25 protein-coding genes and 1 tRNA gene are annotated in these 24,924 nt (G+C 56.6%); 20 read left to right on the top strand and 6 right to left on the bottom strand.

The features are described 5' to 3' along the window. Positions 1-34: 34 nt before the first annotated feature. Complete coding sequence (folB, locus tag ACOTX5_RS01085; protein WP_015571902.1) at positions 35-403, bottom strand: bifunctional dihydroneopterin aldolase/7,8-dihydroneopterin epimerase; 369 nt, start codon at positions 401-403, stop codon at positions 35-37. A gap of 107 nt (positions 404-510) precedes the next feature. On the opposite strand from folB, the gene plsY reads away from it, so the two are divergent. The 10 genes from plsY (at position 511) to ureG (ending at position 8,325) form a co-directional block, all read left to right on the top strand. Continuing rightward, positions 511-1,125, top strand: coding sequence for a glycerol-3-phosphate 1-O-acyltransferase PlsY (plsY, locus tag ACOTX5_RS01080; RefSeq protein ID WP_017384031.1), 615 nt, complete (start codon positions 511-513; stop codon positions 1,123-1,125). 92 nt (positions 1,126-1,217) lie between these two features. Beyond that, the gene (locus ACOTX5_RS01075; protein ID WP_045340049.1) at positions 1,218-2,684 is read left to right on the top strand and encodes an MFS transporter; all 1,467 of its coding nucleotides are present in this window, start codon (positions 1,218-1,220) and stop codon (positions 2,682-2,684) included. Positions 2,685-2,839: 155 nt separating this feature from the next. Then, the gene (locus ACOTX5_RS01070) at positions 2,840-3,667 is read left to right on the top strand and encodes an urease accessory protein UreD (protein WP_015571905.1); all 828 of its coding nucleotides are present in this window, start codon (positions 2,840-2,842) and stop codon (positions 3,665-3,667) included. A gap of 10 nt (positions 3,668-3,677) precedes the next feature. Then, a complete protein-coding gene (locus ACOTX5_RS01065) occupies positions 3,678-3,980 on the top strand; it encodes an urease subunit gamma (RefSeq protein WP_003862556.1) in 303 nt (100 codons plus the stop codon). 10 nt (positions 3,981-3,990) lie between these two features. Then, complete coding sequence (locus tag ACOTX5_RS01060; protein ID WP_015571906.1) at positions 3,991-4,305, top strand: urease subunit beta; 315 nt, start codon at positions 3,991-3,993, stop codon at positions 4,303-4,305. Continuing rightward, entirely contained in the window at positions 4,298-6,001 is a 1,704-nt protein-coding gene (gene ureC, locus ACOTX5_RS01055) for an urease subunit alpha (RefSeq protein WP_015571907.1), read from the top strand. The genes ACOTX5_RS01060 and ureC overlap by 8 nt, the downstream gene beginning before the upstream one ends. 9 nt (positions 6,002-6,010) lie before the next feature. Next, on the top strand, positions 6,011-6,475 hold the full coding sequence (gene ureE / locus ACOTX5_RS01050) for an urease accessory protein UreE (RefSeq protein WP_017692648.1): 465 nt from the start codon (positions 6,011-6,013) through the stop codon (positions 6,473-6,475). A gap of 9 nt (positions 6,476-6,484) precedes the next feature. Beyond that, positions 6,485-7,024 (top strand): HupE/UreJ family protein, encoded by a 540-nt coding sequence (locus ACOTX5_RS01045; protein WP_023295464.1) that lies wholly within the window; start codon positions 6,485-6,487, stop codon positions 7,022-7,024. Beyond that, positions 7,024-7,698, top strand: a complete 675-nt coding sequence (locus ACOTX5_RS01040; protein ID WP_045911501.1) for an urease accessory protein UreF — start codon at positions 7,024-7,026, stop codon at positions 7,696-7,698. Before ACOTX5_RS01045 ends, ACOTX5_RS01040 begins: the two co-directional genes overlap by 1 nt. 9 nt (positions 7,699-7,707) lie before the next feature. Beyond that, positions 7,708-8,325, top strand: coding sequence for an urease accessory protein UreG (ureG, locus tag ACOTX5_RS01035; RefSeq protein ID WP_014071813.1), 618 nt, complete (start codon positions 7,708-7,710; stop codon positions 8,323-8,325). Positions 8,326-8,368: 43 nt separating this feature from the next. On the opposite strand, the gene tsaD is transcribed toward ureG, so the two are convergent. After that, positions 8,369-9,382, bottom strand: a complete 1,014-nt coding sequence (gene tsaD / locus ACOTX5_RS01030) for a tRNA (adenosine(37)-N6)-threonylcarbamoyltransferase complex transferase subunit TsaD (protein WP_015571911.1) — start codon at positions 9,380-9,382, stop codon at positions 8,369-8,371. Positions 9,383-9,618: 236 nt separating this feature from the next. Between tsaD and rpsU the strand changes: the two genes are divergently transcribed. The 3 genes from rpsU to rpoD all read left to right on the top strand — a co-directional run bounded on the left by rpsU (position 9,619) and on the right by rpoD (position 13,692). Continuing rightward, on the top strand, positions 9,619-9,834 hold the full coding sequence (rpsU, locus tag ACOTX5_RS01025) for a 30S ribosomal protein S21 (RefSeq protein WP_001144069.1): 216 nt from the start codon (positions 9,619-9,621) through the stop codon (positions 9,832-9,834). A 115-nt stretch (positions 9,835-9,949) separates the two neighbouring features. After that, positions 9,950-11,695: a DNA primase gene (dnaG, locus tag ACOTX5_RS01020; RefSeq protein ID WP_003862574.1), complete on the top strand. Its 1,746-nt coding sequence runs from the start codon at positions 9,950-9,952 to the stop codon at positions 11,693-11,695. 152 nt (positions 11,696-11,847) lie between these two features. Further along, positions 11,848-13,692, top strand: a complete 1,845-nt coding sequence (gene rpoD / locus ACOTX5_RS01015) for an RNA polymerase sigma factor RpoD (RefSeq protein WP_015571912.1) — start codon at positions 11,848-11,850, stop codon at positions 13,690-13,692. Positions 13,693-13,794: 102 nt separating this feature from the next. On the opposite strand, the gene mug is transcribed toward rpoD, so the two are convergent. Next, on the bottom strand, positions 13,795-14,301 hold the full coding sequence (gene mug, locus ACOTX5_RS01010) for a G/U mismatch-specific DNA glycosylase (RefSeq protein WP_017384024.1): 507 nt from the start codon (positions 14,299-14,301) through the stop codon (positions 13,795-13,797). A 124-nt stretch (positions 14,302-14,425) separates the two neighbouring features. On the opposite strand from mug, the gene ACOTX5_RS01005 reads away from it, so the two are divergent. Next, a tRNA-Ile gene (locus ACOTX5_RS01005) sits at positions 14,426-14,501 on the top strand. Positions 14,502-14,719: 218 nt separating this feature from the next. Continuing rightward, positions 14,720-15,889: a DNA repair protein gene (locus tag ACOTX5_RS01000; protein WP_045911522.1), complete on the top strand. Its 1,170-nt coding sequence runs from the start codon at positions 14,720-14,722 to the stop codon at positions 15,887-15,889. Here ACOTX5_RS01000 and ACOTX5_RS00995 read toward each other — a convergent pair whose 3' ends face one another. Further along, positions 15,890-16,654, bottom strand: coding sequence for a siderophore-interacting protein (locus ACOTX5_RS00995; protein ID WP_045911523.1), 765 nt, complete (start codon positions 16,652-16,654; stop codon positions 15,890-15,892). A 145-nt stretch (positions 16,655-16,799) separates the two neighbouring features. Here ACOTX5_RS00995 and ACOTX5_RS00990 point away from each other — a divergent pair, with 145 nt between their 5' ends. Beyond that, complete coding sequence (locus ACOTX5_RS00990) at positions 16,800-17,294, top strand: PadR family transcriptional regulator (RefSeq protein WP_045911524.1); 495 nt, start codon at positions 16,800-16,802, stop codon at positions 17,292-17,294. Here ACOTX5_RS00990 and ACOTX5_RS00985 read toward each other — a convergent pair. Together ACOTX5_RS00985 and ACOTX5_RS00980 are read right to left on the bottom strand one after the other, a co-directional pair. After that, complete coding sequence (locus ACOTX5_RS00985) at positions 17,291-18,850, bottom strand: methyl-accepting chemotaxis protein (RefSeq protein ID WP_045911525.1); 1,560 nt, start codon at positions 18,848-18,850, stop codon at positions 17,291-17,293. The two genes, ACOTX5_RS00990 and ACOTX5_RS00985, sit on opposite strands and share 4 nt — an antisense overlap. 241 nt (positions 18,851-19,091) lie before the next feature. Next, a complete protein-coding gene (locus tag ACOTX5_RS00980) occupies positions 19,092-20,612 on the bottom strand; it encodes a methyl-accepting chemotaxis protein (RefSeq protein WP_047726811.1) in 1,521 nt (506 codons plus the stop codon). Between the two features lie 422 nt (positions 20,613-21,034). Between ACOTX5_RS00980 and ygjG the strand changes: the two genes are divergently transcribed. The 4 genes from ygjG to ACOTX5_RS00960 all read left to right on the top strand — a co-directional run bounded on the left by ygjG (position 21,035) and on the right by ACOTX5_RS00960 (position 24,921). Next, entirely contained in the window at positions 21,035-22,414 is a 1,380-nt protein-coding gene (gene ygjG / locus ACOTX5_RS00975) for a putrescine aminotransferase (RefSeq protein ID WP_045348130.1), read from the top strand. A 602-nt stretch (positions 22,415-23,016) separates the two neighbouring features. Next, the gene (locus ACOTX5_RS00970; protein ID WP_017382405.1) at positions 23,017-23,559 is read left to right on the top strand and encodes a fimbrial protein BcfA; all 543 of its coding nucleotides are present in this window, start codon (positions 23,017-23,019) and stop codon (positions 23,557-23,559) included. 71 nt (positions 23,560-23,630) lie between these two features. Beyond that, complete coding sequence (locus ACOTX5_RS00965; protein ID WP_017382406.1) at positions 23,631-24,164, top strand: fimbrial protein; 534 nt, start codon at positions 23,631-23,633, stop codon at positions 24,162-24,164. Between the two features lie 46 nt (positions 24,165-24,210). Next, positions 24,211-24,921 carry a fimbria/pilus periplasmic chaperone gene (locus tag ACOTX5_RS00960; protein ID WP_045911527.1) on the top strand — a complete coding sequence of 237 codons (711 nt, stop codon included), beginning with the start codon at positions 24,211-24,213 and terminating at the stop codon, positions 24,919-24,921. Positions 24,922-24,924 lie beyond the last annotated feature (3 nt).

The raw sequence follows: 24,924 nt of genomic DNA, 5'->3' as shown, positions 1-24,924 counted from the left end.
CGATATAACCTAAAATGGTTTAGCTATTATGACGTTAAATCTTTCCTTTCAGATTTGTGCCACGCTCGATAATCACGCCCACATTGGCGGCGCGCGCCACCGCTCCCGGCTTGCTTAGCTTAATGCGCACCCATGGGGAGTTAAATTTGCTCAGCAGCAGGTCTGCTACCTCTTCCGCCACGCGTTCTACCAGCGCAAAACGTTGCCCTTCAACATGGGCGATGACCGTTTCACTGATGTCGGCGTAGCTCAGACAGTCATTCACATCATCGCTTTTTGCTGACTTGCGGTTGTCCCAGCCCATTTCGATATCGAACACCAGTTTCTGCTCGATGGTCTGTTCCCAGTCGTAAACACCAATTGTGGTGATTACCGAAAGTTGCTCTATAAATACAATATCCATCACGACCTGCCTGCTTTTTGGCTAAACCGGATACCACTTCCGGCGAATTATGCGTATTATCCACAGATGCTGAGAATACAGATACATTTTCAAAACGGAACAGCGTTATGAGTGCAATCGCGCCTGGAATGATTATCCTCGCCTACCTTTGCGGCTCAATCTCCAGCGCCATTCTGGTCTGCCGCATCGCCGGGTTGCCTGACCCGCGTGAAAGTGGTTCCGGGAATCCGGGGGCGACCAATGTACTACGAATTGGCGGCAAGGGAGCAGCCGTAGCGGTTTTGATTTTTGATGTTCTGAAAGGAATGCTTCCCGTCTGGGGCGCGTATGCGCTCGGCGTCACACCCTTCTGGCTGGGGCTGATTGCCATCGCCGCCTGCGTCGGCCACATCTGGCCCGTTTTCTTTGGTTTTAAAGGCGGTAAAGGCGTTGCCACCGCGTTTGGCGCGATTGCGCCGATCGGCTGGGATCTCACCGGCGTGATGGCGGGCACCTGGCTGCTGACCATCCTGCTGAGCGGTTATTCGTCGCTGGGCGCCATCGTCAGCGCACTGATCGCCCCGTTTTATGTCTGGTGGTTTAAACCGCAGTTTACCTTCCCGGTGTCGATGCTCTCGTGTCTGATCCTGTTGCGCCACCACGACAACATTCAGCGCCTGTGGCGGCGTAAGGAAACGAAGATCTGGACGAAGCTCAGGCGTAAAAAGAAAGACGCTCAGTAAACCGTTCGTTATGCCTTATAACCAAATGTGATTTTTGTCACCTTCTGCCTGTGGTAACTGTTAGAGACACAACACAACCATACAAAAAGAAAATGGCAGAAATCACAGATTCAACTCCCCTTCCAACGGCAGGAAATACCCCGGATGGCGACATCAAGTGGGTGCGTAGCGCATCGGACGTTTCACGTCTCGTTAATGACGGCTCTCAGGGCCGGGCCAATGCCCGCATCGTGATCGGTATCGCACTCGGGGGAATTTTCCTCGATGCCTACGATCTCGGCGCGCTGGCATTCGGCATCAAAGACATCACCCGCGAATTTAACCTGACGCCCGCCGGTACCGGCATGGTGGCCTCGGCGATTACCTTTGGCGCGATTGTCGGGGCGCTGCTCGGCGGCTATCTTACGGATAAAATCGGGCGCTACCGCGTCTTTATGGCCGACATGGTGTTCTTTGTCGTTGCCGCTATCGCCTGTGCGCTGGCCCCGAACGAATATGTGCTTGCGGGCGCGCGCTTTGTGATGGGTCTTGGCGTTGGGATCGACCTTCCCGTCGCGATGGCGTTTCTCAGCGAGTTCGCCAGGCTGAAAGGCCCGGGGAATAAAGCCTCCAGCGTCGCAATGTGGTGCCCCACCTGGTACGCGGCCATCAGCATCTCTTATCTTCTGGTGCTCTTCTTTTACGCCGTGCTGCCGGAAAGCCACAGCGACTGGCTCTGGCGTCTGATCCTTGGCTTTGGCGCGGTGCCCGCGCTGGTGATTATCGCCATCCGCAGCCGCTATATGAGCGAATCCCCGGTCTGGGCGGCGAATCAGGGCAATCTGAAGGAGGCGGCGTCCATCCTGCGGCAGTCTTACAATATTAATGCCCACGTACCGCAGGATGCGCTCGACCAGCCCGCGCCTGTCGTGAACAAGGCAAAATGGTCGAACTACCTGAACCTGTTCCGCGGTATCTATCTGCGGCGTACCACGCTCGCCACGCTGCTGTCAGTGGTCTCCTCGTTCGCCTATAACGCCGTAGCCTTTGGCCTGCCGGTGATCATCTCCAGCTTCTTTGTGCAGTCGATGCTGACCACCATTCTGATCTCGCTGGCGCTTAACCTGCTGTTCGCATTTGTCGGCGGGCTGCTGGCGGTGCGCTATGTTCCGCGCTTCGGCGCATGGCGGATGTCACTGGCGGGTTATGCGTGCCAGCTTGCGGCACTGCTCGGCCTGGCGCTGATTGGCCGCCCTGACGGGGCGACGGAAGGCGTGGTCGCCGTCGCGATGCTGGCGCTGTTCCTGTTTGGTCAGGGTTTTGGTCCAGGTGCGCATACCATGACGTTTGCCTCCCTGAGCTACCCGACCTCGCTGCGCGGCGTGGGTGTGGGGCTTAACCAGACGCTGATGCGCAGCAGTTCAACGCTGTCACTGTTTCTGTTCCCGCTGCTGGTCGCCTCGCTGGATACCGCCGTGTTCTGGGTGATTGCGCTGGCGCCGTTTATCGGTCTGGCGTCGCTGCTGGCGATCCGCTGGGAGCCGTCGGGGTATGATGTGGATGCAGAGGATTATCGCTAGCCTTTCTTGCCGGGTGGCGCTGCGCTTACCCGGCCTGCATTACTGAAACCGGCTCACATGAGCCGTTTTTTTATCCATAAGCGACTCATATGACAGCCTTCATTTACGCCAGGGCATACTGAAACGTACCCCGATAGTGTGGAAATGGAAGCACCATGTTAGCAACTCAGGTCACTGATAATTCATACAAAGGCTGGCAGGCCTCGCTTGCCCTCCAGTTTTGTCATACCCCTGAGAAAACCCTTCTCCATTCCGCGCGTCACAGCGGGCCGCTCACCGTTCAGCGTCCGTTTTATCCCGAAGGGGAAACCTGCCACCTTTACCTGCTGCACCCGCCAGGCGGAATTGTGGGCGGAGATACGCTGGATATTTCCGTGCGGCTCGACGCCAAAAGCCATGCCCTCATCACCATGCCCGGCGCCAGTAAGTTCTATCGCAGCAACGGTCCGCTGGCCTGCCTCAGTCAGCATTTTTACCTCGACGAAGAGGCCACGCTGGAGTGGCTGCCGCAGGACACCATTATTTTCCCCGGCGCTAACGCCGCGCTGCGTTCCGTCTTTCACCTGCACGCCACCAGCACGCTGCTGGCGTGGGAGCTGTACTGTCTGGGCCGTCCGGTGATAAACGAAACCTTCAGCCACGGCACGCTGGAGAACCGCCTTGAGGTGTGGGTGGATGGCGAGCCGCGTCTGATTGAGCGACTGCATCTCAGCGGTGGCGATCTGACGCCCGTCGCGGACCATCCGTGGGTCGGCACGCTGCTGTTCTATCCGGCCCGGGAAGCACTTCTCGACGCGGTGCGTGCGCTTCTCGCCCCGCTGGAAAACGTTGGCGGGGCGACGCTCACCGACGATCTGCTGTCGGTGCGTTTTCTCTCCCACGACAACCTGATTTGTCAGCGGGTGATGCGCGATATCTGGCAGTCGCTTCGCCCGCTTTTAACTTCCAAAACCGCCTGTTCGCCGCGCATCTGGCAAACATAAGAGAAACGCTATGGAACTGACTCCCAGAGAAAAAGACAAGCTGTTGCTGTTCACCGCCGCGCTGGTTGCCGAACGCCGCCTCGCGCGCGGGGTAAAGCTCAATTACCCGGAATCGGTCGCGCTGATCAGCGCCTTTATTATGGAAGGCGCGCGCGATGGCGAAACCGTCGCCTCGCTGATGGAAGCCGGCCGCCACGTCCTGACGCGCGATCAGGTGATGGAAGGCGTGCCGGAGATGATCCCGGATATCCAGGTGGAAGCCACCTTTCCGGACGGATCCAAGCTCGTCACCGTCCACAACCCGATCGTGTAAGGAGCGCGTGATGATCCCAGGCGAATACCGGATCCAGTCCGGCAACATTGCTCTCAACGTCGGGCGCGAAACCCGAAGTGTGATCGTGGAAAACCACGGCGACAGGCCGATCCAGGTGGGATCGCACTACCACTTTTACGAGGTCAACCCGGCGCTGAAGTTCGATCGCGAAGCCACCCGAGGTTACCGGCTGAACATCCCTGCCGGCACTGCCGTGCGCTTCGAGCCCGGCCAGAAGCGGGAAGTGACGCTGGTGCAGGTGACGGGCGCACAGCGCATTTTCGGCTTTCGCGGCGAGGTCATGGGCGAGGTGAAACATGGCTGAGATTTCACGCCAGGCGTATGCCGATATGTTCGGCCCCACTACCGGGGATAAAGTGCGGCTGGCCGACAGCGAGCTGTGGATCGAAGTGGAAGACGATCTCACGATCTACGGCGAAGAGGTTAAATTCGGCGGCGGAAAAGTGATCCGCGACGGTATGGGACAGGGGCAGATGACCGCCGACGACTGCGTGGATCTGGTGCTCACCAACGCGCTAATCGTCGATCACTGGGGGATCGTGAAAGCGGATATCGGCGTAAAAGATGGGCGGATCTTCGCCATCGGCAAAGCCGGAAACCCGGACATTCAGCCCGGCGTGACGATCCCGATTGGCGCGGCAACGGAGGTGATCGCCGCCGAAGGGAGGATTGTCACCGCCGGCGGGATCGACACCCACATCCACTGGATCTGTCCGCAGCAGGCGGAAGAGGCGCTGGTGTCTGGCGTCACCACCATGATCGGCGGCGGCACCGGGCCTGCGGCAGGCACAAACGCCACCACCTGCACACCGGGGCCGTGGTATATCGCCCGCATGTTGCAGGCAGCCGATACGCTACCGGTGAATATTGGCCTGCTGGGTAAAGGGAACGGCTCCAACCCGGACGCGCTGCGCGAGCAGATCGCGGCAGGTGCCATCGGGCTTAAGATCCACGAAGACTGGGGCGCGACGCCTGCGGCCATCAACTGTTCGCTGGAGGTCGCTGAAGAGATGGATATTCAGGTGGCGCTGCACAGCGACACGCTGAACGAGTCCGGTTTTGTCGAAGACACGCTGGCCGCCATCGCCGGGCGCACCATCCACACCTTCCACACCGAAGGGGCGGGCGGCGGCCATGCGCCGGATATCATCACCGCCTGCGCGCACCCGAATATTCTGCCCTCCTCCACCAACCCGACGCTGCCCTACACGGTCAACACCATCGACGAGCACCTGGACATGCTGATGGTTTGCCATCACCTCGACCCGGATATCGCCGAGGACGTGGCGTTTGCCGAATCCCGCATTCGCCGGGAGACCATCGCCGCCGAAGACGTGCTGCACGATATCGGCGCGTTCTCGCTCACCTCGTCAGATTCACAGGCAATGGGCCGCGTGGGGGAAGTGATTATCCGCACCTGGCAGGTGGCGCACCGCATGAAGGTGCAGCGCGGCGCACTGCCGGAAGAGACCGGCGATAACGATAACTTCCGCGTGAAGCGCTATGTCGCCAAATACACCATCAACCCGGCGCTGACCCACGGCATCGCCCATGAGGTCGGTTCTATTGAGGCGGGCAAGCTGGCGGATCTGGTGGTCTGGTCCCCCGCCTTCTTTGGCGTCAAACCCGCCACCATCGTCAAAGGCGGGATGATCGCCTGCGCGCCGATGGGCGACATCAACGCCTCGATCCCCACGCCGCAGCCGGTACATTACCGCCCGATGTTTGGTGCCCTTGGTGCCGCACGCCACGCCACGCGGCTGACGTTTGTCTCTCAGGCTGCTGATGCCAGCGGCATTCCGCAACGGCTCGGACTGCAAAGCGCCACCGCGGTGGTGAGAGGCTGCCGGTCGGTGAAAAAGGCCGACATGATCCACAACGATTTACAGCCGAATATCACCGTTGACGCGCAAACCTATGAGGTACGCGTCGACGGCGAATTGATCACCAGCGAACCGGCAGAGGTTTTGCCGATGGCGCAACGCTATTTTCTGTTTTGAGGAGTCATGATGATCTATTTAACCCAACGCCTGGACCATGCGCATCCGATTACCGCCAGCGTCACGCTACCGATTGATGTGAGGGTAAAAAGCCGCGCCCGCGTGGCGCTGAACGACGGCCGCGAAGCCGGGCTAATGCTGCCGCGCGGCCTGCTACTGCGCGGGGGCGACCTGCTGACTACCGACGATGGCAGCGAGGTGATCGAAGTGATCGCCGCCCCGGAGTCGGTTTCCGTGGTGCGCTGCGCCGACCCGTTCCTGCTCGCCCGCGCCTGTTATCACCTGGGCAACCGTCACGTACCGCTGCAAATAATGCCTGGCGAACTGTGCTACCACCACGACCACGTCCTCGACGATATGCTGCGTCAGTTCGGGCTGGAGGTGACCTTCGCCAGCCTGCCATTTGAACCGGAAGCGGGAGCTTACACCAGCGATGCCCACAGCCATAGCCACTCTCACGCTCATTCACATTAAGGACTCATCATGCGCAAGTACTTACCGCTGTTACTGCTGGCTTTTTCCGTTCCCGCGCTCGCCCATCCCGGCCACGGGACCGACAGCTTCCAGGCAGGATTTCTCCATCCGCTGACCGGGCTGGATCACCTGCTGATGCTGACGGGGGCTGGCGTGCTCTCCGCCCTGAGCGGCCGCAAGCTGCTGCTGCCGTTAGCGACGCTCGGCATGATGCTTGCTGGCGCCGTTGCGGGCAGCCTGCTCGGCGGCTTTAGCGGCATGGAGATGCTGATTATCGCCTCGCTGGCGCTCTGCGGCGTGATGATGTTTAAGACCGAAAATCGCCTGCTGCTGGCGGTACCAGCCCTGGCGATGTTCCACGGCTGGGCGCACGGCGTGGAGATGTCCGGCCACAGCTTCTGGCTCTTCACCAGCGGGTTTATGTTAGCCAGCGCCACGGTGCTGTGTGCCAGCTTCGCGGCAGGGCTGCTGCTGCGCCGTCACGACGGCCTGCGTAAAACCTTCGGTGGCGGGCTGATCGTCTCCGCCCTGCTGGCGCTGATGAGCTGATGGAGCACGCCCGCCAGCGGCTGCGCCTGATGCAGCTCTCCAGCAGTAGCCTGCCGGTCGGATCGTTTACCTGGTCGCAGGGGCTGGAGTGGGCCGTTGAGGCCGGGTGGGTCACGGACGCTGAGGCCTTCAGGCGCTGGCAGATCCAGCAGATGGAGCAGAGCTTTTTCTGCGTCGACCTGCCGCTGTTTATCCGCCTGTATTGTGCCTGCGAGAAGCAGGACGTCGCGGCAGTAAAACGCTGGACGGCATACCTGCTCGCCTGCCGGGAAACGCGCGAGCTGCGCGATGAAGAACGCAACCGTGGGGCAGCCTTTACGCGGCTGATTAAGAGCTGGGAACCTGACTGCCCGGTAGAATGGCTACCGCTGTTGATGCGAAGCCAGCTCGGCGGCATGGCGTGGCTCGGCGTGCGCTGGGGCATTAACGCGCGCGAGCTGGCGCTGAGCCTGGGCTACAGCTGGATAGAGAGCGCGGTGATGGCGGGCGTCAAGCTGGTACCGTTTGGGCAGCAGGCCGCACAACAGCTGATTATCGACCTGAGCGACCATTTTGCCGCCGGGTTTGAACAGGCATTTTTACGTGGCGACGACGCGCTGGGGGCCGCTACGCCGCTGTCGGCCATCGCCTCCGCGCGCCATGAAACCCAATATTCACGACTATTCCGTTCCTGAGGAGTCAACATGGCTGATTACAAACATCCCCTGCGCGTGGGCGTGGGCGGCCCGGTAGGGTCGGGCAAAACCGCCCTGCTGGAAGCGCTCTGCAAGGCGATGCGCGACACCTATCATCTTGCGGTGGTGACCAACGATATCTATACCAAAGAGGATCAGCGCATCCTGACCGAGGCGGGTGCGCTGGAGCCAGAGCGCATCGTGGGCGTGGAAACGGGCGGCTGCCCGCATACCGCCATCCGCGAAGATGCCTCAATGAACCTGGCGGCGGTGGAAGCGTTGAGCGAGAAGTTCGGCAATCTGGATCTGATCTTCGTGGAAAGCGGCGGGGATAACCTGAGCGCGACCTTCAGCCCGGAGCTGGCGGACCTCACCATCTACGTCATCGACGTGGCCGAAGGGGAAAAAATCCCGCGCAAGGGCGGGCCGGGGATCACCAAATCCGATTTTCTGGTGATCAACAAAACCGACCTCGCGCCGTACGTGGGGGCGTCGCTGGAGGTAATGGAGCGCGACACTAATCGCATGCGCGGCGAGCGTCCGTGGACGTTTACCAACCTGAAAGCGGGCGACGGTTTAGCGACGATTATTGCGTTTCTGGAAGAGAAAGGAATGTTGCGGGTGTAGAGCCATGATCCCCTCTCCCTGTGGGAGAGGGTTAGGGTGAGGGTTACGCCTCCGGCAGTTCCGCCAGCGGCCAGCGCGGACGCACAGACACGCTCAGGTCAGCCGTTGCGCCGGCGTTCAGACGCACCATCCCGGCGTAGGCGATCATCGCCCCGTTATCGGTGCAAAATTCAGGACGCGCGTAGAACACTTCCCCGCGACGCTTTTGCATCATTTCGGCAAGCTTCGCGCGCAGCGTGCGGTTAGCGCTGACGCCACCGGCCATCACCAGACGCTTAAAGCCGGTCTGATCCAGCGCGCGCTTGCACTTGATCATCAGCGTATCCACCACCGCGTCTTCGAACGCACGGGCGATATCGGCACGGGTCTGCTCACTGTCGTCATTATTGCGGATAGTATTGGCCGCGAAAGTTTTCAGGCCAGAGAAGCTGAAATCCAGCCCCGGACGGTCGGTCATCGGGCGCGGGAAGACAAAGCGCCCTTCCGTTCCCTGCGACGCCATTTTCGACAGCATCGGGCCGCCCGGGTAATCCAGCCCCAGCAGCTTGGCGGTTTTGTCGAAGGCTTCACCGGCAGCATCGTCGATCGACTCGCCCAGCAGCGCGTACTTGCCAATGCCCGTTACGCTAATCAGCTGGGTATGCCCACCGGAAACCAGCAGCGCCACAAACGGGAACTCTGGCGGATTGTCTTCCAGCATCGGCGCCAGAAGGTGCCCTTCCATATGGTGAACCGGAATGGCCGGAACATCCCACGCGAAGGCCAGCGAACGCCCTACCGTTGCGCCGACCAGCAGCGCGCCGACCAGGCCCGGCCCTGCGGTATAGGCCACGGCATCAATATCTTTTGCACTCAACCCGGCCTCTTTAAGCGCCGCCTGAATCAGGGGAACCGTTTTACGCACGTGGTCACGAGAGGCCAGTTCAGGCACGACGCCGCCGTAGTCAGCGTGCAATTTCACCTGACTATACAGCTGGTTGGCCAGAAGCCCTTTTTCGTCGTCGTAAATCGCGATGCCGGTTTCATCGCAGGATGTTTCAATACCCAGTACACGCATGACTTGTTTTACCTCTTTTCAATACCGCGCAGTGTAGAGCCTGGGCGGATTGTTGTAAAACTTTGTTCGCCCCAGGAAGAAGCCTCGTGTATACTCCTCACCCTTATTAAAGTCCCTTTCAAAATCGCATCGGTGCTTTACAAAGCAGCAGCATTTGCAGTAAAATTCCGCACCATTTTGAAATAAGCTGGCGTTGATGCCAGCGGCAAACCGAATTTATTAAAGGTGAGAGTTACATGCCGGTAATTAAAGTACGTGAAAACGAGCCGTTCGACGTAGCACTGCGTCGCTTCAAACGTTCATGCGAGAAAGCAGGTGTTCTGGCTGAAGTTCGTCGTCGTGAGTTTTATGAAAAACCAACGACCGAACGTAAGCGCGCTAAAGCTTCCGCTGTGAAACGTCACGCGAAGAAACTGGCTCGCGAAAACGCACGCCGTACTCGTCTGTACTAATCTGTTGAGGGCCACAGCCCTCAATTGACAGACAGAGTTGTAGTCGTAAGGCCGTGCTTCCGGAAGGAATGCGCGGCTTGTTTTCGTTTATAAGTCGCTTAAATTTTTGGGGCATATGGCCGGAAGAATCCCACGCGTTTTCATCAATGACCTGCTTGCCAGAACCGACATCGTCGATCTCATCGACGCGCGGGTGAAGCTAAAAAAGCAGGGCAAGAACTACCATGCGTGCTGTCCGTTCCATAACGAAAAAACCCCCTCTTTCACCGTAAACGGTGAAAAACAGTTCTACCATTGCTTCGGCTGTGGCGCACACGGTAATGCCGTCGATTTTTTGATGAACTACGACAAGCTCGAGTTCGTTGAAACCGTCGAAGAGCTGGCGGCGATGCATAACCTTGAAGTGCCGTATGAAGCAGGCAGTGGGCCAAGTCAGATCGAGCGCCATCAGCGGCAAACGCTGTACCAACTGATGGATGGCCTGAATTCGTTTTACCAACAGTCTCTTAAGCACTCTGCGGCTGAGCCTGCGCGTCAGTATCTGAACAAGCGCGGACTGAGTGACGATGTGATTGCGCGTTTCGCTATTGGTTACGCCCCGCCCGGCTGGGACAACGTGTTAAAGCGTTTTGGCGGCAATAGCGAAGATCGTAAATCCCTCATCGACGCAGGCATGCTGGTCACCAACGACCAGGGACGAAGCTACGACCGCTTCCGTGAACGGGTGATGTTCCCGATCCGCGACAAGCGTGGCCGGGTGATAGGTTTTGGTGGTCGCGTGCTGGGCGATGCCCTGCCGAAATACCTTAACTCCCCGGAAACCGATATTTTCCATAAGGGCCGCCAGCTTTACGGTCTTTATGAGGCACAGCAGGATAATGCGGAACCTCCGCGTCTTCTGGTCGTCGAAGGCTATATGGATGTTGTTGCGCTGGCGCAGTACGACATTAACTATGCCGTTGCGTCGCTGGGAACGTCCACCACGGCGGACCATATCCAGCTGCTGTTCCGCGTCACCAACAACGTGATTTGCTGTTACGACGGTGACCGCGCAGGACGCGACGCCGCCTGGCGAGCGCTGGAAACCGCGTTGCCGTATATGACCGACGGGCGTCAGCTACGCTTTATGTTCCTGCCCGACGGTGAAGACCCGGATACGCTGGTGCGTAAAGAGGGCAAAGCGGCGTTTGAAGCGCGGATGGAGCAGGCTCAGCCGCTCTCCACGTTTCTGTTTAACAGCCTGATGCCGCAGGTTGATTTGAGTACCCCTGACGGGCGCGCGCAGCTCAGCACGCTGGCGCTGCCGTTAATCAGCCAGGTGCCCGGCGAAACGCTGCGCATCTATCTGCGTCAGGAGTTAGGCAACAAGCTCGGCATTCTGGATGACAGCCAGCTTGAACGTTTAATGCCGAAACAGGCTGAAAACGGCACGGTACGCCCCGCGCCTCAGCTAAAACGCACAACCATGCGTATACTGATAGGGTTGCTGGTGCAAAACCCCGAACTTGCTCCGCAAGTGCCGTCGCTGGCGGGTTTGAACCACGAAAAATTGCCCGGGCTTGGCTTATTTTCAGAATTGGTCAACACTTGTTTGTCTCAGCCAGGTCTGACCACCGGACAACTTTTAGAGCATTATCGCGGCACAAAAGAGGCCGCTACCCTTGAAAAACTGTCGATGTGGGACGATATAGCAGATAAGGATATCGCAGAAAAAACGTTCACCGACTCGCTCAACCATATGTTTGATTCGATGCTTGAGTTGCGCCAGGAAGAGTTGATAGCTCGCGAGCGCACCCATGGCCTGAGCAGCGAAGAACGCCGGGAGCTCTGGATGATTAACCAGGAACTGGCGAAGAAATAAAAAATTTAACGGCTTAAGTGCCGAATATCGATCGGGAAGCCCCCGGCAGCCGCACTGAGAGGCAGCGGCAAAAATATAAGTACGCCCTCGCTTTAAAGGTTGGCAGCCCATCGCCGACACCAATCAAACGAATTAAGTGTGGATACCGTCTTATGGAGCAAAACCCGCAGTCACAGCTGAAACTTCTTGTCCAACGCGGTAAGGAGCAAGGCTATCTGACCTATGCCGAGGTCAATGACCATCTGCCGGAAGATATTGTCGATTCAGATCAGATCGAAGATATCATCCAAATGATCAATGACATGGGCATTCAGGTGATGGAAGAAGCACCGGATGCCGATGATCTGTTGCTGGCTGAAACCTCCAACAACACTGACGAAGATGCGGAAGAAGCTGCTGCACAGGTCCTGTCCAGCGTGGAATCTGAAATCGGGCGTACCACTGACCCGGTCCGCATGTACATGCGCGAAATGGGTACCGTTGAACTGTTGACCCGCGAAGGCGAAATTGACATCGCAAAACGCATCGAAGACGGGATCAACCAGGTTCAGTGCTCTGTTGCCGAATACCCGGAAGCGATTACCTATCTGCTGGAGCAGTACGATCGCGTTGAAGCGGAAGAAGCGCGTCTGTCCGATCTGATCACTGGCTTTGTCGACCCGAACGCTGAAGAAGATATGGCGCCAACCGCCACTCACGTCGGGTCTGAGCTGTCTCAGGAAGAGATGGATGACGACGAAGACGAAGATGAAGAAGAAGAGGACGACAGCAGCGACGATGACAACAGCATCGACCCTGAACTGGCGCGTGAGAAGTTTGCCGAGCTGCGTACCCAGTACGAAGTGACGCGTGACACCATCAAAGCGAAAGGCCGCAGCCATGCCGCCGCTCAGGAAGAGATCCTGAAGCTGTCTGAAGTGTTCAAACAGTTCCGCCTGGTGCCAAAACAGTTCGACTACCTGGTGAACAGCATGCGCGTGATGATGGATCGCGTACGTACCCAGGAACGTATCATCATGAAGCTGTGCGTTGAACAGTGCAAAATGCCGAAGAAGAACTTCATTACCCTCTTCACCGGCAATGAAACCAGCGAAACCTGGTTCAACGCCGCTATCGCGATGAACAAGCCGTGGTCTGAAAAGCTGCACGACGTGAAAGAAGACGTACAGCGCGGCCTGCAAAAACTGCATCAGATTGAAGAAGAGACCGGCCTGACCATCGAGCAGGTGAAAGACATCAACCGTCGTATGTCCATCGGTGAAGCGAAAGCCCGCCGTGCGAAGAAAGAGATGGTTGAAGCGAACTTACGTCTGGTTATCTCTATCGCCAAGAAATACACCAACCGTGGCCTGCAATTCCTGGATCTGATTCAGGAAGGCAACATCGGTCTGATGAAAGCGGTAGATAAGTTTGAATACCGTCGTGGTTACAAGTTCTCCACCTATGCTACCTGGTGGATCCGTCAGGCGATCACCCGCTCTATCGCAGACCAGGCGCGCACCATCCGTATTCCGGTGCATATGATTGAGACCATCAACAAACTCAACCGTATCTCTCGCCAGATGTTGCAGGAGATGGGCCGCGAGCCGACGCCGGAAGAGCTGGCTGAACGCATGCTGATGCCGGAAGACAAGATCCGTAAAGTGCTGAAAATCGCTAAAGAGCCAATCTCCATGGAAACGCCAATCGGTGATGATGAAGATTCGCATCTGGGTGATTTCATCGAGGATACCACCCTCGAGCTGCCGCTGGACTCTGCAACCACCGAGAGCCTGCGTGCCGCTACGCACGACGTGCTGGCTGGCCTGACCGCCCGTGAAGCTAAAGTGCTGCGTATGCGTTTCGGTATCGACATGAACACCGACCACACGCTGGAAGAAGTGGGTAAACAGTTTGACGTTACCCGCGAACGTATCCGTCAGATCGAAGCGAAGGCGCTGCGTAAGCTGCGCCATCCGAGCCGCTCTGAAGTGCTGCGTAGCTTCCTGGACGATTAATCGGTCCTGAAATGAAAAAGCTCCCAATCGGGAGCTTTTTTTTTGTTTATTCCCTCTCCCTGTGGGAGAGGGTCAGGATGAGGGCATCAAGCCGCAGAGGAGCTAAAGCCCCCTCACCACCAGCGCCTCATCCAGTTCCCGATACGCCTCCACCAGCTTGTCCAGCGTCGCCCTGTTCAGCCCGCTCGGGTTCGGCAGCACCCACACCTGCGTTACGCCAATGGTAATGTTCTGCTTACCCCAGCTGGCGCCGCGCTGGCTGAACGCCTGCTCGTAGGCCTGCTTGCCGAGGATCGCCAGCGCCGCGGGCTGATAGTCTTCAATTTTCGCGATCAGCTCACGTCCGCCAGCGCGCAGCTCATGCAGATTCACTTCGCTTGCCTGTACCGTGGGTCGCTCGACCAGCATGGTGATGCCACAGCGCGTATCCAGCAGCTGCTGCTCTTCTTCCGGCTTAAGCTGTTTGTCGGTAAAACCGGCCTGGTGGATCACCTTCCAGAAGCGATTTCCCGGATGAGCAAAGTGAAAACCGGTGTGCGCCGATGACTTACCCGGATTGATACCGCAGAACACCACCCGCAGGCCAGGGGCCAGAATATCGTTGATCATCTCTACTCCTGTCTATGCATCTTAAGGTAAGTATAAAGGATTGATTATGCGTTGTTTATAAAAACAGCAGGCAGGTGTGAATGGCTGGATTGCTGAGGGGAGTTACTTTATAATTCACCGCCACGGCCCCTTAGCTCAGTGGTTAGAGCAGGCGACTCATAATCGCTTGGTCGCTGGTTCAAGTCCAGCAGGGGCCACCAAATTTTAGCTTTAGAATCATCCAGTTAAGCCACTCAATTGAGTGGCTTTTTTGTAAGTAATCCACCACACGTAGCCCGGCCTGTCGCTTCCCCTCACAAACCCTAAAAACTAAAGAAATCCCCCATCGCGCCGATCATCATCCGTGTGTATTATTTCCTGTAGCTTTTACAACAACTAACCTTAACTCAAATACTTAAGCGCCAGAGCGAAAGGCATCATGAGCACACCGATCAAACGGCTAGAAATCATTAAAAATGCCATTGAGCTGGAAGATGACGACATCATCCGGAGCCAGCTGAAACGTCTCAAAGAGGAAGCCTTTGACGATGATCTCCTGTCCATCGTCGCGGCGCTTGAGCAGAAAAACTACACCGCAGCCCTTCGCGCTATCACCGCCTGGCTGCAAAGCCAGCGCGCCGTTACCCCGTGGCGTGACCCACAGCTGGCGGCCAGCAAGCTGGAGCTGAAAGCCCTGGAAGAGCGTCTGCGCGATCTGATTGATCGCCGTAACGCCCGGGTACAGCAGCTAGATGAGTTCAACGATCTCTATTTCTCCCGCCTCGGGCCGTTGATGCAGCAGATCCTCGCCCTGCGTAAAACGCTGGCGGAGCTTAACCTGCGTCGTCAGCAGGAGGAGACGCGTCGTCGGGAAGAGGATTACCGCCGCTGCCAGGACTATATGGCGCAGGCCGTAGAGGTTCTGACAACGCTCACCCGGCGCTGGCGAGATCTGCCTGCGGATTCCGTTCAGGCGGCAGAGGCGCGCAAGCATCTTCAGCAGCAAAGTAACCTGATTGCCAACCTGCTGGCCGAAGCGATGGAGCTGGAGACCGGTTTAACGCGTGAAGAAGAGCCAGCACGTCAGGCGCGCGATGAGGCCAACGAAGAGTACAAGAAGTATCGCGAACAGCATCATGATGCCGAAGTTCGCCTGCGTAAAGGCAAGGATCTCTCTGAAGAGGATCGGAACGAGCTGAAGCGGCTCTGGCGTCAGGCGAGCAAGCTATGCCACCCGGATCTGGTTGCCGATGATTTAAAAGAAGAAGCCAACAGGATGATGGTACAACTCAACCAGGCCAAACAGCGCGGCGACGTGAAGGCCATTCGCTCGCTGGTCGCCCGTCTGCAACAAGGATTCGAACCGATGATGGCGAGCGACAGGCTGAACGACCTGGAACGTATTCGCAAAAAGATGGCGCAGGTGCGTGAGCAAATCGACACCCTGGTGAACGAGCTGGCAGAGCTGGAGAAGGAAGAATCCTGGCTGCTCGTCTCGTCGCTCAGCAATATGGAAGCCTACTTTGCCCAGCAGGAGAAAGCGTTGAAAGAGGTATGCGCCTCGCTCGAACATCAGGTGAGCGAAGCGCAGCTGGATCCCGCTGCCTGATTATTTGGCGTGCCAGTACGCGCTGGCACGCACCAGCTGTGGGTCAATTGCGTCGGTTTCAAACTGACGGCTCAGGCGTTTCACCACCTTCCCCTCCCCGGTCAGCCAGATAAAGTAATCCTCTTCCGGCACATCCAGCGCGGCAAGATGGTCGGCCACCGCCTGCTCGTTGTGGCCGATAACCCAGGTGATGTTGAACCCGCTCAGGTGCGCCAGATAGTCCTGGTACGCCGCATCGCCCACGGTGACGATGGCGTGGATCGCCGGGCGAACAGGCAGTTTTGCTATGCCTTCTAAACGGCGGCGCAGCGCGGGCATGCCCGACTCGTCGCACACGTACAGCTGCCAGGCGTAATCTTCCGGCACCACCAGCGAACCGCGCGGACCGCCGATGGTCAGCTTGTCGCCCACCTTCGCCTCTACTGCCCAGTTGCTGGCAATGCCGCCATCATGAACGAAGAAATCGAGCGCCAGCTCATGTTTTTCGTCATCGTACAGCGGGGTATAGTCACGCGCCTGCGGACGCACGCCGTCGCCCCAGTCGATGCCTTCATCGGTCACCACAGGCGGCACGAAAGTGGTGCCCGGTGCCGGGAAAAAGACTTTGGTATGGTCGTCAAAGCCGCGAGAGCGAAAGCCCTCCAGCGCCTCGCCGCCTAGCACAATGCGCTGAAATCCTGCGCTGACTCGCTCAGTGCGCAGCACGTTCAGCTCGCGAAAACGCAGGTCATTGCGGACACGTTGAGGGTAACGGGTAGATGCCATGTTGATGCCCTTCTCAGGTGAATACGATATATCGGAATGAATTTTTAATGATAATGATTGCTATTAACTCAGAAATCAAGATCTTTTAGATTGCATCTGAATATATCTTAGATATAGTTTAGATATATCAAATTGAGGAAGAAACATGCGACACGAACACGACGGCGGCGGACGCCGGCCACGATTTTTTGGCCATGGCGATCTGCGGCTGGTGATCCTGGATATCCTGACCCGCAACGCGAGCCATGGTTACGAGCTGATCAAAGAAATCGAGAACCTGACGCAGGGACATTACACGCCTAGCCCTGGCGTGATCTACCCGACGCTGGATTACTTGCAGGATCAGGCGCTTATCACCATTACCGAAGAAGAGAACGGCCGTAAGCGAATTGCGATTAACGCCGCCGGAGAACAGTGGCTGGATGACAACCGGGAACAGCTGGAGCAGATCCAGACGCGTATCAAGGTGCGCTCCGTCGGGTTCCAGCTGCGCAAAAACCCGCAGATGAAGCGGGCGCTGGATAACTTCAAAGCGGTTCTGGATCTGAAGGTTAATCAGGGAGAACTCAGCGACGCGCAGTTGAAACAGATTATCGGCGTGATTGACCGCGCGGCGCTGGAGATCTCCCAGCTGGATTAAGCCAGCGCGCCGTCGCTCACGCGGAACACCCGGACCAGCTCTTTCAGGTGCATCGCCTGTTCGTTAAGGGATGCCGCCGCCGCAACGGACTCCTCCACCAGCGCGGAGTTCTGCTGGGTGGTGGCGTCTATCAGGCCAATCGCGCTGTTGATCTGCGAGATGCCTTCCGTCTGTTCGTGGCTGGCCTGGCGAATCTCACGCAGGATGACGTCCATCTCCTCCACGTTGCCGACCATGCCGTTGATAAGCCCGCTGGCTTTCTCCACAAGGTTCATGCCGTCCTGCGTCTGGCTTGTGGAGCTTTCAATCAGCTGGCGGATCTCACTCGCGGATGTTGCACTTTTCTGCGCGAGCTGGCGTACCTCGCCCGCCACCACCGCAAAGCCGCGACCATGCTCACCCGCGCGCGCCGCTTCGACCGCCGCGTTCAGCGCCAGAATGTTGGTCTGGAAGGCAATGGCGTCGATCAGGTCGATAATGTCGGACATCCTGTTCGATGTTTCGTTAATCAGGCGCATCTTGCTGGTGACCTGCTTCATCATCTCGCCGTTGTTTTTGACCACGGCAGCCGCATCGGCAGACAGGTTCGTCGCTTCTCCGGTGTGGGACGCGGTGTTCTTCACCGTGGCGGTGATCTGCTCCATCGACGCGGCCGTCTGTTCAACGGAACTGGCCTGCTCCTCCGTGCGGGCAGCCAGATCCTGGTTGCCCGCGACAATCTGCGCGGCGGCGCTGGAGATGTTTTCCGATCCGGTTTGCACCTGCTGCACAATCTCCAGCAGGCGCGTTTTCATCTCCATCAGTGCGGTGAGTAGCAGTCCGGTTTCATCTTTACCGTGCGAGGTAATGCTGCCGGTGAGATCGCCATCGGCAATGGCCTCCGCAAAATTCACCGCATCGTTCAGCGGGCGGGTAATGGATCGCACAATGAACCAGCCAGCCAGGGTGGCTGCCGCGACGCTGAAAAGCGTAATCAGGATCAGCAGCAGACGATTGGTGTGGAAATCGCCTTCCACCTGTTCGCCCGCACTCTGCATTTCATGGTCCTGGATCGCAATCAGCGCCTGCACTTTCGCTTTATAGGACTGTTGCAGGTTCAGGGTGTTGGTCATCATCTCGTTTATCGCGCCCGCACGGTCGTTATTCTGCACGGCCTGCAAAATGCGGTAGCGCGAGTCAAGATATTGCTGGCGTACGCCGTGGATATCGGCCAGCACCTGTTGGGATTTTTTATCCTTGAGAGCGTTGTCCAGCTCGCTCAGGATTGCGGTGATGCGCTCGCTGATCGCCTTCAGACGCTGCTCTGATTGCGCCGTGTACGTCCCCTGCTCGTCCAGCAGCATGAGCTGCTGCGTGCTGATAAATTCCTGGAAGTTGTCGATTAACTGGTTCGCTTTTACCGTCGTTGGATAGTCGCTGGTAAGGATGGTTTGCATTCCATTGTTTGCCCGATTCAGGCTCATCAGAGACAAACTTGCGCTGACGACCATCAGGACAATAAATAATCCAAACGCCAGAAATAATTTCGTGCCGATCTTTACGTCATGTATGAACATATTTACCCCATCGATGTGATTATTTCTCAGACGATCGCTGTTATCGACAGGAAAAGCGCTAACTTTATGACTTTGATCGTTTTTTTATTTTTCACACTCAAAGAATTCGGGGCGTAACAATTAAAAAACCGGGCGATTTTTTTTAGTTACTTAATATTTCATTAACAACATGACTTATTCTGAAAAACAAAAAAGCCGTTTACCCCGGAGGAATAAACGGCTTTATCGAAGCATGCATTTCTTAATGCAGCACGGTAACCGCATCTTCAAGACGTCCGGCCCGGTGCTTAACCATCGCGGAAATCTGCGCGCTCTCTTCGACCAGGTCAGCATTTTTCTGCGTAATGCTGTCCAGCTCTGCCACGGCACGGGTCAGCTCTGTCAGGCCTGTCGCCTGCTCGGAGGTGGCGTGGCTGATCTGCGCGATAAGCTGCGTGACGTTTTTCACCTGCTCGACAATATCATCCATGGTACGTCCCGCGGCGTGGACCTGATCGGCGCCCGACTGCACTTTGCTGGCGCTGGCGTCGATCAGCTTACGAATATCGTTAGCCGCATTCGCGCTGCGGCTGGCAAGATGACGCACTTCGCCCGCCACCACCGCAAAGCCTTTCCCCTGCTCGCCTGCGCGTGCCGCCTCAACCGCGGCGTTCAGCGCCAGAATATTTGTCTGGAAGGCGATGTCATTGATAAGCGAAGTAATAGAGCCAATGCGCTGGGTACTGTCGGCAATGTCATCCATGGTTTTCACCACGGTCTGCATCACGGTGCCCCCCTGCGTGGCCGCGCTGCTGGCAGCCATCGACAGCTTGTCGACTTCGGCTGCGGTCTCAGAGTTACTCTGCACCGACGCCGCCATCTGGTTCATTGTTGCCACGGTCTGCTGCACGTTAGCCACGGTCTGGCGCGTGCGGTCGTTGAGATCTTCATTGCCCTGCGCCAGCCTGTCGCTACCATCGCGCACGCTCACCACCTGGCTGGAGACGTCGTTGATCAGCCAGCGGCACATCAGCCCCAACTGTCCGACGGCTCGCAGCGTCAGCCCCAGTTCATCGCTGCGGTTAAGATGCTGCACGCTGTTACGCTCTCCGGTAGCGACCCTGAGCGCCTGCCGTGCGACGTTTTCCACCGGGCGGACAATCTGTTGCTCAAACACCAGGGTGCCAAGCAGCATCACCACGGCTGCCGCCACCAGCGAAGCCCAGCCCGCGGCACTGGCAACCAGCGTTGCGGCCATCACCGCGAAAAGTATCGCCATCACGCTGCGCACGCGCCAGCGCAGCGGCATCGCCGGTAATTTACCGAGCCAGCCTTTGCGCACCACCAGCCCTTTATGAATGCGTTTTTTGCAGCGTCCTTCGTTGAGCGCCTTATAAAGCGGCTCCACTGCGGCTACCTCGTCCTCGGTGGCGCGGGTGCGAATGGACATATAGCCCGTCATCTGGCCGTTACGCACCATCGGTACCGCATTGGCGCGTACCCAATAGTGATCGCCATTTTTACGTCGGTTTTTGACAATCCCGCTCCAGGGCTCGCCCTTTTGCAGCGTGTACCACATGTCGGCAAAAGCCGCTTTCGGCATATCCGGATGGCGCACAATGTTGTGCGGCTGCCCGAGCAGCTCCTGGAGCGTAAAGCCGCTCACTTGCACAAAGGTGTCGTTAGTGTGGGTCATGTAGCTGTGGAGGTCGGTGGTCGACATAAGCGTGGTGTCATCGTCCAGCGGATATTCATTCTGGGTGACATAGTCAGGAGAGGACATAGTGAGCATCCCTTGCAGGTTATTTGAATGTTAATTTTGTGGCTTATGTTTTTTCGGCGATAAAAAATTTATCTTTAGTTGTTAAATATGATTGAGATCGCAAATCTCGGTTAAACCGCACTTTTCGTACGTTTTTCTAATTAATTGATTTAAAATACTTTCGAGACGTAACTACCTACAAAGCATGATCCCCCGGCGCACACTTAAGGCGCATTCCCTGCCCTGGCGTAGTGCAATTGACGACACCCCATCCCCGGCTCGTTATCCCTTATCCCGTGCGGCGCGCAATGGCATGATTAAATATTGTGCAAATTTGATTTCACCTGGCGTTTATCCCGATTTTTGTTAAGGCATCTGAGGTGGCGTAATCCCTGCAATAATTAACTCAGTATCATGTGATACGCGATCCCCGGGAGCATATTTTGAACAGGTTACCTTCCAGCGCCTCGGCTCTTGCCTGTACCGCGCACGCACTGAATCTCATTGAGAAGCGAACGCTTGATCATGAGGAGATGAAACAACTTAACCGTGAGGTCATTGATTACTTTAAAGAGCATGTGAATCCTGGTTTTCTGGAGTATCGCAAATCTGTTACCGCCGGCGGGGATTACGGAGCCGTAGAGTGGCAAGCGGGCAGTCTGAATACGCTTGTCGACACCCAGGGACAGGAGTTTATTGATTGCCTGGGTGGTTTTGGTATTTTCAACGTGGGGCACCGTAATCCAGTTGTGGTTTCCGCCGTACAGAATCAACTTGCGAAACAACCTCTCCATAGCCAGGAACTGCTCGACCCGCTTCGCGCCATGCTCGCGAAGACGCTGGCAGCCTTAACGCCCGGCAAGCTGAAATACAGCTTCTTCAGCAACAGCGGCACGGAATCGGTCGAAGCGGCGATTAAACTCGCCAAAGCGTACCAGTCGCCGCGTGGGAAATTCACCTTTATCGCCACCAGCGGCGCGTTCCACGGGAAATCCCTGGGCGCACTGTCGGCGACCGCTAAATCAACCTTCCGCAAACCGTTTATGCCGCTGTTGCCGGGCTTCCGCCACGTGCCATTTGGCGACATCAACGCCATGCGCACCGTGCTGAGTGAATGCCGTAAAACCGGCGACGACGTGGCGGCGGTGATCCTGGAGCCGATTCAGGGTGAAGGCGGCGTGATCCTCCCGCCGCAGGGCTATCTGCCCGCCGTGCGTCAGCTGTGCGATGAGTTTGGCGCGCTGCTGATCTTCGACGAAGTGCAGACCGGGATGGGGCGCACCGGCAAGATGTTCGCCTGCGAGCACGAGAACGTTCAGCCGGACATTCTGTGCCTGGCGAAAGCGCTCGGTGGCGGCGTGATGCCGATTGGCGCAACGGTCGCCACTGAGGAGGTCTTCTCGGTGCTGTTCGATAACCCGTTCTTACATACCACCACCTTTGGCGGTAACCCGCTGGCCTGTGCGGCGGCGCTGGCCACCATCAACGTCCTGCTGGAGCAAAACCTGCCCGCGCAAGCGGAGCAGAAAGGCGACATGCTGCTGGACGGCTTCCGTCAGTTGGGCCGGGAATATCCGGATCTGGTACAGGATGCGCGCGGGAAAGGGATGCTGATGGCGATTGAGTTCGTTGATAACGAAACCGGTTATAGCTTCGCGAGCGAGATGTTCCGCCAGCGGGTGCTGGTGGCCGGCACGCTCAACAACTCGAAAACCATCCGCATTGAGCCACCGTTGACGCTTACCATTGAGCAGTGTGAGCAGGTGCTGAAGGCGGCGCGTAAGGCGCTGGCGGCATTACGTATTGCCGTAACATCCGCCTGAACATTTATTTTTCCTGCCCTTTTAGCAGTATCAGGGCGATATGCAAAGAAATCCCTGGGATACGCCAGGGATTTCTTTATGCAGTCAGACTGAGGAATAATGTGCATAAGTGCAAACACGGTTCATCATATAAATTTAAAATATTTCTTTATGTAATATCAGATTGTAAAAGCAGCCGGATAATAACACCACCGCATTCCCAACGCATGTCCGAATAATGACAGCCGTAACGTCTTGCATTATTAACAAAACCACGATGACATTCATCGCAGACATTAATAAAACCGACCAGCGAATAGAAATGCGGTTCTGACGGCGTGCAATATCATTCAAACAAATAAATTATGAGTTAATTTTATATTTAGTAAAACTAATAAAACATCAACCCATTATCACATTGATATAATATTATTTAATCCGTAGAATCCCCTCATTCATCAGCGCAGTGGCGGATGATATAAAACCAGTAACAACGCCCTGGGTAAAAATAATATATTAATCTAAAAACATATCCTATACCACTGCCTCGAAAAAAGATTCACATGACATTGTGAATATATTATTTCAATTGACAGCATGATGTTTATCTAAAAAGGATTTGTATGAAAAAGCAAGTTATAGCAATGGCTGTTGCCGGCGCGCTGGCTGGTGGCATGGCAATTAATGCGCAGGCCGATACCGTTACCGTTTCCGGCGGGACCGTCAACTTTGTCGGCCAGGTGGTAAACGCCGCCTGTTCCGTCGCGGCTGACTCCGTAGACCAGACCGTTACCCTGAGCCAGGTGCGTACCGTCAAGCTGACAACGGTCGGCATGCAGGCCAACCAGAAAGAAGATTTTAAAATCGTTCTGGAAGATTGCGACGCCACCGTTAGCCAGAATGCCGCCGTGATCTTTAACGGCCAGCAGGACCCTGCTGTAGAAGGCAGCCTGGCGAACACCGCTGGCGCAGGCTCGGCCAAAAACGTTGCGCTGCAACTGTTCGGGCCGGACGGCCAGGCGCTGAACATTGGCGATACCTCCTCCAACGTTAAGCTGATCAACGGCGAAAACATCATCCCGCTGAGCGTGGATTACGTGGCCACAGGCGCGGCCGAGCCGGGCAACGTCTCCTCCGTCGCAACGTTCCAGATGGTTTATTCCTGATTCGTTAGCCGATCTCGCTTCTTCGCCTGCGGGCGGAGAAGCGTTGTCCGGCAAGCGTTAGAGAGTTCGCAATGCAGCAATCCATAAATCGGGCGCTGCTGATAGCCGGCACTGCGCTTTTTGCCGTATTGCCAGCCGCGGCAAAGGACGATGGAAGCGTGACCTTTCAGGGTCAGGTCGTCAATGCGGCCTGTTCCGTCAGCATGGATTCCCAGGATCAAATCGTGCATATGGGACAGGTACGCAATAGCCAGTTCATCGCCGCCGGTGACTGGGCCAAACCGGTACCCTTCTTCATCACGCTGGAAGCATGCGACACCAGCGTAAGCCAGCGCGCCGGGGTGCTGTTTAGCGGCGAGTCTGACGGCAACGATCCCCAGGTTTTTCGCGCGGGCTATGGGCCTGGCGCCGCCACCGGGATTGGTATCGGTCTATTCGATGCGATGGGGAACCTGGTAAAGCCAGACACCGCGCCCCCCTGGTACAGACCTTTGCAGGACGGTGAAAACCGGCTGAGCTATATCGCCAGGTATCGCGCCACCGAAGATAGCGTCAACGCTGGTACCGCGAACGCGCAGGTCTGGTTCATCGTTTTTTACCAATAACTGACTCACAGGCAAGAAGCCTGACACATGAGAAACTGAGGGAACAATGCGTATCATTACATCACGCTGTAAACTGACTTGTCTGATAGCTGGCGCGCTAACGGCTCTGTTCGCGATGGGGATGGCCGGTTCTGCCAGCGCAGGCGGTATCGCGCTCGGGGGAACCCGGGTGATTTATCCCCAGGGTGATAAGCAGGCTTCATTAGCCATTATTAACTCTTCAACGAATACCACTTTTTTAATTCAGAGCTGGGTGTCCAACGCCGAAGGGGCAAAATCAGCGGATTTTGTCATTACGCCGCCGCTGTTCGTTATCCATCCTAAAAAAGAGAATACCCTGCGTATTATGTACGTGGGCCCCGATCTGCCTGTCGATCGTGAAAGCGTTTTTTATCTGAACAGCAAAGCCATTCCTTCCGTCGAGAAAAATAAGCTTTCCGGTAATACGCTACAAATTGCCACCCAGAGCGTTATTAAACTTTTTATCCGGCCGAAAAAATTGCCGTCGCTCTCTATTGATGCGCCCAAAACATTAACCTGCTCAGTCACCAATGGAAAAGTCACTATTACCAATCCATCGCCTTATTACGTTTCGTTGGTTCAGTTTTTCGTCGGCAACACGCAACTGGCAAATAACATGGTAGCGCCCAAAAATAACCTAGTGGTGGAGATCCCCGGTGGCGGCACTGGCAGCGTGAGGTTTCAGACCGTTAATGACTTTGGTGCCAACACGCCCGTTCAGTCATGCGCGAAATAAGTC

Source organism: Enterobacter cloacae complex sp. IR5441 (genome assembly GCF_049238215.1).
Taxonomy (GTDB): domain Bacteria; phylum Pseudomonadota; class Gammaproteobacteria; order Enterobacterales; family Enterobacteriaceae; genus Enterobacter; species Enterobacter hormaechei_C.
The sequence above is the reverse complement of the archived record's forward strand: the minus strand, read 5'-3'. Positions and strand labels throughout refer to the sequence as shown.

Bases quoted from the DNA above. Each gene is read 5' to 3' on its own strand.
- ACOTX5_RS00970 (WP_017382405.1), top strand. From the start codon at position 23,017: ATGAAAAAGCAAGTTATAGCAATGGCTGTTGCCGGCGCGCTGGCTGGT.
- mug (WP_017384024.1), bottom strand. From the start codon at position 14,301: ATGATCAACGATATTCTGGCCCCTGGCCTGCGGGTGGTGTTCTGCGGT.
- ureE (WP_017692648.1), top strand. From the start codon at position 6,011: ATGATCTATTTAACCCAACGCCTGGACCATGCGCATCCGATTACCGCC.
- folB (WP_015571902.1), bottom strand. From the start codon at position 403: ATGGATATTGTATTTATAGAGCAACTTTCGGTAATCACCACAATTGGT.
- ACOTX5_RS00980 (WP_047726811.1), bottom strand. From the start codon at position 20,612: ATGTCCTCTCCTGACTATGTCACCCAGAATGAATATCCGCTGGACGAT.
- ACOTX5_RS01060 (WP_015571906.1), top strand. From the start codon at position 3,991: ATGATCCCAGGCGAATACCGGATCCAGTCCGGCAACATTGCTCTCAAC.
- plsY (WP_017384031.1), top strand. From the start codon at position 511: ATGAGTGCAATCGCGCCTGGAATGATTATCCTCGCCTACCTTTGCGGC.
- ACOTX5_RS00960 (WP_045911527.1), top strand. From the start codon at position 24,211: ATGCGTATCATTACATCACGCTGTAAACTGACTTGTCTGATAGCTGGC.
- ureG (WP_014071813.1), top strand. From the start codon at position 7,708: ATGGCTGATTACAAACATCCCCTGCGCGTGGGCGTGGGCGGCCCGGTA.
- rpoD (WP_015571912.1), top strand. From the start codon at position 11,848: ATGGAGCAAAACCCGCAGTCACAGCTGAAACTTCTTGTCCAACGCGGT.
- ACOTX5_RS01065 (WP_003862556.1), top strand. From the start codon at position 3,678: ATGGAACTGACTCCCAGAGAAAAAGACAAGCTGTTGCTGTTCACCGCC.
- ureC (WP_015571907.1), top strand. From the start codon at position 4,298: ATGGCTGAGATTTCACGCCAGGCGTATGCCGATATGTTCGGCCCCACT.
- ACOTX5_RS01000 (WP_045911522.1), top strand. From the start codon at position 14,720: ATGAGCACACCGATCAAACGGCTAGAAATCATTAAAAATGCCATTGAG.
- tsaD (WP_015571911.1), bottom strand. From the start codon at position 9,382: ATGCGTGTACTGGGTATTGAAACATCCTGCGATGAAACCGGCATCGCG.
- ACOTX5_RS01070 (WP_015571905.1), top strand. From the start codon at position 2,840: ATGTTAGCAACTCAGGTCACTGATAATTCATACAAAGGCTGGCAGGCC.
- ACOTX5_RS01045 (WP_023295464.1), top strand. From the start codon at position 6,485: ATGCGCAAGTACTTACCGCTGTTACTGCTGGCTTTTTCCGTTCCCGCG.
- dnaG (WP_003862574.1), top strand. From the start codon at position 9,950: ATGGCCGGAAGAATCCCACGCGTTTTCATCAATGACCTGCTTGCCAGA.
- ACOTX5_RS00995 (WP_045911523.1), bottom strand. From the start codon at position 16,654: ATGGCATCTACCCGTTACCCTCAACGTGTCCGCAATGACCTGCGTTTT.
- rpsU (WP_001144069.1), top strand. From the start codon at position 9,619: ATGCCGGTAATTAAAGTACGTGAAAACGAGCCGTTCGACGTAGCACTG.
- ACOTX5_RS00985 (WP_045911525.1), bottom strand. From the start codon at position 18,850: ATGTTCATACATGACGTAAAGATCGGCACGAAATTATTTCTGGCGTTT.
- ACOTX5_RS01075 (WP_045340049.1), top strand. From the start codon at position 1,218: ATGGCAGAAATCACAGATTCAACTCCCCTTCCAACGGCAGGAAATACC.
- ACOTX5_RS01040 (WP_045911501.1), top strand. From the start codon at position 7,024: ATGGAGCACGCCCGCCAGCGGCTGCGCCTGATGCAGCTCTCCAGCAGT.
- ACOTX5_RS00965 (WP_017382406.1), top strand. From the start codon at position 23,631: ATGCAGCAATCCATAAATCGGGCGCTGCTGATAGCCGGCACTGCGCTT.
- ACOTX5_RS00990 (WP_045911524.1), top strand. From the start codon at position 16,800: ATGCGACACGAACACGACGGCGGCGGACGCCGGCCACGATTTTTTGGC.